The organism is Kineococcus indalonis, from assembly GCF_009906395.1.
Classification (GTDB): Bacteria; Actinomycetota; Actinomycetes; order Actinomycetales; family Kineococcaceae; genus Kineococcus; species Kineococcus indalonis.
The window spans coordinates 1-7400 of record NZ_JAAALM010000172.1; the positions used below are offsets into that span (position 1 = coordinate 1).

A 7400-nucleotide genomic window follows, 5' to 3' on the forward strand; every position below is an offset into this window, starting at 1 on the left:
CCACAGCGCCGCCCCGACCGCGCACCGCGTGCTGGCGGCGGCGGCGCTGGTGCTCGCGGCGGCGCTGTGGTGGTCCGGCGCGCAGCACGTGCGCCTGGACGAGGCAGGCGCCCTGGGGCTGCTGCCCGTGGTCGGCTGGCGCGTGGTCGCCGCGCTGGCGGTGCTGTGCGCCGTCACCGCCTGGGCCCTGACGCGCCCGCGCCCCGACGCGCCCGTGCTGGCCGCCGCCGCCGTGCTGCTGGCGTGCGCGGCGTACGCGACCGCCGCCGTCGCCGACGGGCAGGGCAACCCGCCCGTCGCGTGGGTGCACGTGGGTTTCGCCGAGCAGATCACCCTCACCGGCACCGTCCCCGGCGGCGTCGACGCCCGGTTCAGCTGGCCGGGGTTCTTCGCCGCGGCCGCGCAGCTCGTGGAACTGGCCGGGGTGCCCGACGCCCGGGTGTTCCTCGCCGCCGCGCCGGTGTTCCACACCGCACTGGCCCTGCCCGGGCTGTTCACGATCGCCCGGGTCGTCACCCGCTCGGTGCGCTGGGCGTGGGTGGGGGTGTTCTGCCACCTGCTGGCGAACTGGTACCAGCAGGACTACTTCGCCCCGCAGGCGATCGCCTTCGTCGGGTACGTCGCGGTGCTGGCCACCGTGCTGCGCCTGCTCGACGGCGCACCCGTGCCCCGCACCACCGGCGGCCCGGCGGCCCGCGCGCTCGGGGCCGCGCGCCGCCTGCCCGGCCTGCCGGCCGGGGAGACGCCGGCGACGCTGCGCCGCACCTGGCTGCTGGTGGGCTTCGTCGTGGTCGGCGTGGCGGTGGGGCACCAGCTCACCCCGGTCGCCCTGACCGCACAGCTCGTCGTGGTCGCCGTGCTGGGCCTGACCCGCGCGAGGCTGCTGTGGGTGGTCAGCGGCGTGGCCCTGGCCGGTTGGTTCGCCCACGGCGCCACGGACTACTGGCTGGGCCACCTGCAGAACGTCCTCGGCGACATCGGCCGCCCCGGCGCCTCCCTGGACGCCGGGGTGGGGCAGCGGCTGACCGGCGACCCGCTCTACCAGCGCGCGCAGCTGGTGCGCGTGGCCTCCTCCGCGGCGCTGTTCGCGCTGGGCGCTGCGGGCCTGCTCGTGCTGCGCCGGCGCCGGGTGGTGCTGCTGCTGGCGGGCCTGGCCGCGACGCCGTTCGGGTTGCTGCTGGTGCAGAGCTACGGCGGCGAGGTCCTCATCCGCTGCTTCCTGTACGCCTCGCCCCTGCTGTCCCCGCTGGCCGCGGTCGCGCTGCGGTGGGCGCTGGCGGCGGCTCGTCACCGGGTGCGCGGCCGCGCCGCGGACGCCGCGCGGCGGGTGCCCGCCCCCGTGGCGCTGGTGCCGGTGCTGCTGGTGGCGTGCCTGGTGGTGGTGTTCACCCGCGGGCTGAACGTCTCCTTCGAGCGCACCCCGCCCGGTCAGGCGCTCGCCGCCCAGCGCGTGTACGACCTCGCCCGCCCCGGCGACGCCGTCGGGGTGCCCGGCGGCGGCGGGCTGACGCCGTACCTGCGCATCACCGAGGTCGGCGTGGCGTTCCTGGACGCCGACCTGTGCGCGCAGGGCCCCACCGCGGCGTGCCTGCCGGAGGGTCCGCCGCGGTTCCTGCTGGTCAGCTCCACGCAGGACCGCTACGGCCAGCTCCTGCAGCACCGCGGCGCCGGGTGGGTGTGGCAGCTCGCGGAGCGCTGGGGCGCCTCCGCCGGGTACGAGGTGCTGCTGCGCACCCCCGACGCGTGGCTGCTGGAACGCAGCGCGCCGCCGCCGGGGCCCGCGCCGGTCCCGGTCCCGGTGCCGGCTCCCGCCGCGGCGCCGGTCCCCGCCCCCGCCGGCGCCGAGGGGGTCGCGCCGTGACCGCCGCGCTGACCGGCTGGCTCGGGATCGCGCTGCTGGTGGCCGCCGTGTGCTGCGCCGTCACCGCCGACGCGCTGCGCCAGAGCGAGGCCCCGGGTGGGGGCAGCGGCGCGCGCCCGGCGGTGCGCCGGTGCACCTGGGCCGCGCTCGCGCTCACCGCCGCCGCGGCCGTCTCGGTCGTGGTGCGCTTCGCGGACGCCCTGGCCACCTGAACGGGCGCCGGGGACCGCGGCCGCGGGGGAACCCCGGGCGTCGAGAACCTCGGGCGTCGAGGACTCCCCGCGTGAGGCCCCGGACGCGACGAACCCCGGCCACCGGAGACCCGGTGCCGGGGTTCGTCGCGTCCGGGGCCTCAGCGCCCGGTGCGCCAGCGGCCCGCCGCGTACAGCAGCGGGCCCACCGCCATGCCGGCCAGCTCGCGCACCAGCAGGTCCCGGGCACGCACCGCGCCGTCCGCCGGGCCCGCGCCGGCCGGCACCGCCGCGCCGGCGGAGCTGCCCGAGGCCGCGCTGCGCGAGGCGCTGCCCACCCGCGCCAGGCGAGCGGCCCCGTGCGGGGCGCTGCGCAGGAACTGCCCGCGCGTGCGCCTGTCCACCAGGTGCTTGGCGTAGAACGCCGTCAGCCCGGAGCCGTAGCCGTACATCTGCCGGCGCAGGCCGTCGACGTCGGCGCGGTGGTGGTGCCACACCACCGCGGCCGGCTCGTGCGAGATCGAGCGGCCCGCCTGCAGCACCCGCACGAACGCGTCCAGGTCCTCCCCGCCGCGACTGGGCGAGCCGGCCCCCAGGGCCTCGTCGAAACCGCCCAGGCGCCGCATCAGCGCGGTGTCCAGCGCGAAGTTCGCGCCCGTGCCGAACACCCCGGCCGCGTACGGGTACATCGGGTCGTCCAGGCGCTGGTCGTCCAGGTCGTACAAGCGGTGCGGGCGCACGTGCGCCCACGGGACACGGCGGTCGAAGTACGCCTCCGGGGCCGTGCCGATGCCCGCGGTGGCCACCAGGCCGGTCACGCACCCCACGTCGGGGCGGCGGTCGAAGCCGCGCACCAGGCCGTGCACCCACCACGGGTCGACGTGGACGTCGTCGTCGGTGAAGGCGAGCACCTCCCCGCTCGCCTCGGCCAGCGCGCGGTTGCGCGCCCGCGACAGCCCCGGGCGCGGTTCCACCACGTAGCGCACCCGCGCGTCGTGCGCCGCGGCGCGGGCCACGACGTCCCGGGTCGCCCGGCTCGCCGGGGCGTTGTCGACCACGAGCAGCTCCAGCGGCCGGTACCGCACCGCCCGCAGCCGTTCCAGGCACCGCTGCAGGTCCGCGGGCCGCTCGCGCGTGCACACCGCGATCGTCACCCGCCGGGCCTGCGCCACGTCGCGCAACCGCTCCGCCGGCGCCGCCGGCGCCGGCGGCGGCAGCTCCGAGCGCACCCGCCGGAACAGCTCCTCCACGGAGGTGCCCGCCTCCAGCGGCCCCTGCACGTACCCCAGCGGCTCGCCGTGCTCGCGCACCAGCAGCCGGTACGAGCGGGCGCCGCGGGTGGGCCGGGGCAGCAGCGCCGGCACCTCCGCCACGTCCAGCTCCCCGCACCACACGGGCAGCTCCAGCACGCGCTCCGCCGGCGCCGCCTCAGCCACGGGCCACCGCCCGCGCGGCCGCGGACCAGCTGCGCAGGTACGCGAACGGCCCGGCCAGCATGCCCGCCAGCTCCAGGGCCACCAGGCGGCGGTCCACCGGACCCGGCCCGCCGCCGGCCGGCGGCGGCCCGGAGCTCGGCCGCCGGCGCAACCGGCGGGCGGTCTGACGGGCCATCGCCCAGCCGGCGGCGGGGGCCAGCGCGCTGAACGTCAGCAGGTGCCCCGGGTCGTGCACCACCAGGGAGGTGAGCATCGCGGTGAACCCGGTGCCGTTGCCCACGAGCTGCCGCTCCAGGTCGGCGACCTCGCGGCGGTGGGTGTGGTGGACCACCGCGGCCGGTTCGTACCCCAGCACCCCGCCGTCGCTGAGCACCCGCACGAACGCCGCCAGGTCCTCCCCGCCGCGCGCGGGCGTGCCCGTGCCCAGCGCCACGTCGAAACCCCCGCGGGCGCGCAGCTCCGCGGCGCGGAAGGCCACGTTCGCCCCCGCCCCGTAGGCGCCGACGCCGTACACGGCGATCGTGCGCACGCGCTCGCCGGAGCCGTCGCGCACGTCGACGAGCCCGCGCCGCACCCGCCCGGCGCGGTCGCGCGCCGGGTGCAGCGACACCGGCGTGAAGGTCCGCGGCCCGCCGAAACCGCCGTAGTGCTCCTCGTAGCGCTGCTGCGCGGCGGTCACCAGCTCCTCCGGCAGCACCAGGCCGGTGACCGCCTGCTCCTCGGGGTGCTCGGCGAAGCGCCGCGCGATCGCCCTCAGCCACCCGGGGTCCACCCGCACGTCGTCGTCGGTGAAGGCGACCACCTCCCCGCGCGCCTCGCGCAGCCCGGTGTTGCGGGCGGCGGAGATGCCCGGGACGGGTTCGTGCACGGAGCGCACGCGCGCCCTGCCGCGCAGCAGCGCCTCCAGCGGGTCGTCGGCCGGGCGGTGGGGGCGGTTGTCGACCACCACGACCTCCGCGTCGGGGTGGTCCAGCAGCGCCAGGCTGTCCAGGCAGCGGCGCAGCTCGGCCACGCGGGCCACGACGGTCGGCACCACCACGGTCGCCGACGGCAGGCGCGGACCGGGCGTGCCGGACGGCGCCGCCCGCCGCGCCCGGGAGCCGGGGGAGCCGCGGTACGGCTCGGAACCGGCCACGGCCTCGGCGACCTGCACGGGCGACAGCGGCAGCGGCAGCGACACCGCGGTGAAGGGGGCGCCGTCCACGCGCACCAGCACGTACGCCCCGCCGGGTGCGGGAGCGTCGGCCGGCGGGTCCGCCAGGGCCCGCCGGACCGCGCCCAGCACGGCGGTGGTGACCTCCTGCTGGCGCCGGGAGCCGCTCGCCGCCTCCAGCACCAGGTGCGGGGCCCCACCGGCGGTGCGTGCGCGCGGCACGCGCGCGGCCTCGGCCGGCAGCGGTGCCTCCGGCGAGGTCGTCCGGGTCGTCCGGGAACTCGTCCGGGAGGTGGTGTTCGGCGGGTTCGTCACGGGTGTCCGTCTCCTCACGAGCGGCCGGGGCGCCGCCTCGCACGGCGGCCCCGACGCGATCGTGGGCGACGCGCGGTCGGCGGTGGCCCCCGGCGCGCGTTCTGGTCGGGGAACTGCCAGCGACGGTCCGGGAACTGCCGGGCGCGGCGGGAACCGGGCCGTCGTGCCGTTCGTGCCTGCCCGCCGGCCCCCGCCTCGGGCACGCTGGCGCCATGGTGAACCTGGACAGCCCCACCCCGGCCGGGACCGCGACGGTCCCCGCGCCGTCGCCGGGCCCGGACCCGCGCTCGTCCGCGGCGGCGCCGGAGGCGCCCTGGCCCCGGTCGTTCACCGAGCGCTTCGCCCAGCTCGCCGAGCGGTTCCCCGACGCCCCCGCGATCGCCTCGCCCGCCGGGGCGCTGACGTACCGGCAGGCCCGCGAGCAGCTGGAGGCGGTGGCGCGCGGCCTGCAGTCGCGGCCGGGGCTGCGCGCGGACGCCCCCGTCGGCGTGCTCGTCGGCGCCACCGCCGACAGCCTGGTGGCGCTGCTGGCGGTGGCGCGCACCGGCCGGCTCGTCGTCCCCCTGGACGCCCAGCTGCCGGTGGCCCGGCTGCGCGAGATCGCCGGGATCGCCGGACTGGGCGCCTGCGTCACCGAGGCGGCGGACCGGGCCACCGCGGAGGAGCTGCGCGGCCCCGTGCCCGACGTCGTCACGACCGGCGAGCTGCTGCGGGAGGGCGCCGCGCGCGGCGGCGAGGCGCTGCCGGCGCCGGGCCGCGGCGGGGACCCGCTGTTCGTGGTGTTCACCTCCGGCTCGACCGGGCGGCCCAAGGGCGTCCTGATGACCCACGACCTGCTGCTCAGCAGCGCCGCCACCTCGCGCGCGCGCTTCGCCGTGGGGCCCGGCGACCGCGTCGCCCTCGTGCTGCCCGTCTCGTTCGCGGCCGGGACCGTGGTGCTGGCCACCGCGCTGCTCAACGGCGCCTGCGCGTGGACGTTCGACCCGCGCCGCCACGGCGCCCGCGCCGTCGCCGACCTCGTCGACGCCGAGGGGCTGACGATGCTCAGCGCCACCCCGCACCTGCTGCGCTCGGTGCTGGCGACCCTGGCGCCGGGCCGGGTGCTGGCCTCGATGCGGCTGGTGACCACGGCGGGGGAGGCGGTGTTCGGGCGCGACGTGCAGCAGCTGGCCGAGCACGTGCGCCCGGGCACGGAGTTCTGGAACTGGGCCGGTTCCTCGGAGACCGGTTCGCTGGCGGGGTACCGCGTCGTGTGCGGCGGGCCGGTCCCCGACGGCGTCGTGCCCGCCGGGGTCCCCGAGGACGGCAAGGAGGTGCGCGTGCTGGCCCCCGACGGCACGCCCGTGCCGCCGGGCGAACCCGGGGAGGTGTTCGTGACGGCCGGGCACCTGTCGGCCGGGTACTTCGGCGACCCCGAGCGCACCGCCGAGCGGTTCACCACCGAACCGGACGGGCGGCGCACCTACCGCATGGGCGACCTCGGCCGCGTCGACGCCGCCGGCGACCTGCACCTGCTGGGCCGCGTGGACGGGGCGGTGAAGGTGCGCGGGTACTTCGTGCACCTCACCGAGGTCGAGGGCGCCGTGCTGGCCTCCCCCTCGGTCGCGGAGGCGGTCGTCGTGGCGGTCGAGGCGGGCGGCACCCACCGCCTCGTGGCCTACGTCGCCCCCGAACCCGGCCAGCCCACGGAGTCCCCCGCGGCGCTGCGGCGCCGGCTGCGCGAACGGCTGCCGGAGTACATGGTGCCCGGCGACGTCGTCCCGGTGCCCTCCCTGCCGCGCAACGAGCGCGGCAAGGTGGACCGCGCCCAGCTGCCGCCGGTCCCGCCGCGCGGCCCCGCGGAACCGCCGGCCGGGGCGACGGAGGTGGCGCTGGCGCGCACCTGGGCCGAGCTGCTCGGGCTGTCCGGCCCCGTCCCGGTGGGCGCCGACGACGACTTCCAGCAGCTCGGCGCGGACTCCCTCACGGTCGAGGAGATGCTCGCCCGCGTCGAGGACGGCTTCGGCGTCGCGCTCCTGGCCGGCGACCTCCTGGCCGCGCCCACCCTGCGCGAGTTCGCCCGGCGCGTGGAGGCCGGGGCCGGGGCGCTGCCGCGCCACCCCACCGCGGTGGCGCTGCGCCCCGGCGGCGGTGCGCCCGCGCTGTTCTGCTTCGCCGGCGCCGGGGCGCTGGCGATGTCCCTCAAACCCCTGGCCGCCCACGTCCAGGACCGTGCCGTCGTGGCGTTGCACGCCCGCGGCGCCGAGAGCAGGGCGCTGCCCGACCGCAGCGTGCGCGCGGCGGCGCGGCGGCACCTGCGCGACCTGCGCCTGGTGCAGCCGCACGGGCCGTACGTCCTGCTGGGGCACTCCATGGGCGGGCTCATCGCCCTGGAGGTCGCGCAGCTGCTCACCGACGCGGGCGAGGAGGTGGAGCGGGTGGTGCTCGTGGACACCTACCTGCCC

At 79.0% G+C, this 7400-nt stretch carries 5 protein-coding genes; 3 read left to right on the forward strand and 2 right to left on the reverse strand.

Features of this window, described 5'->3' with window-relative positions; all coding sequences use genetic code 11:
* Both GTR00_RS10325 and GTR00_RS10330 read left to right on the forward strand, forming a co-directional pair.
* A partial coding sequence (locus GTR00_RS10325; protein ID WP_205705494.1) for a hypothetical protein occupies window positions 1-1861 on the forward strand: 1861 nt, incomplete at its 5' end.
* Window positions 1858-2073, forward strand: coding sequence for a hypothetical protein (locus GTR00_RS10330; protein WP_166611542.1), 216 nt, complete (start codon window positions 1858-1860; stop codon window positions 2071-2073). The genes GTR00_RS10325 and GTR00_RS10330, both read left to right, overlap by 4 nt.
* A 140-nt stretch (window positions 2074-2213) precedes the next feature.
* Here GTR00_RS10330 and GTR00_RS10335 read toward each other — a convergent pair whose 3' ends face one another.
* On the reverse strand, window positions 2214-3488 hold the full coding sequence (locus GTR00_RS10335) for a glycosyltransferase family 2 protein (protein WP_166611543.1): 1275 nt from the start codon (window positions 3486-3488) through the stop codon (window positions 2214-2216).
* A complete protein-coding gene (locus tag GTR00_RS10340) occupies window positions 3481-4863 on the reverse strand; it encodes a glycosyltransferase family 2 protein (protein WP_166611544.1) in 1383 nt (460 codons plus the stop codon). Before GTR00_RS10340 ends, GTR00_RS10335 begins: the two co-directional genes overlap by 8 nt.
* A 305-nt stretch (window positions 4864-5168) precedes the next feature.
* Here GTR00_RS10340 and GTR00_RS10345 point away from each other — a divergent pair.
* Window positions 5169-7400 (forward strand): AMP-binding protein (locus tag GTR00_RS10345; protein ID WP_166611545.1); only part of this gene is annotated, 2232 nt, incomplete at its 3' end.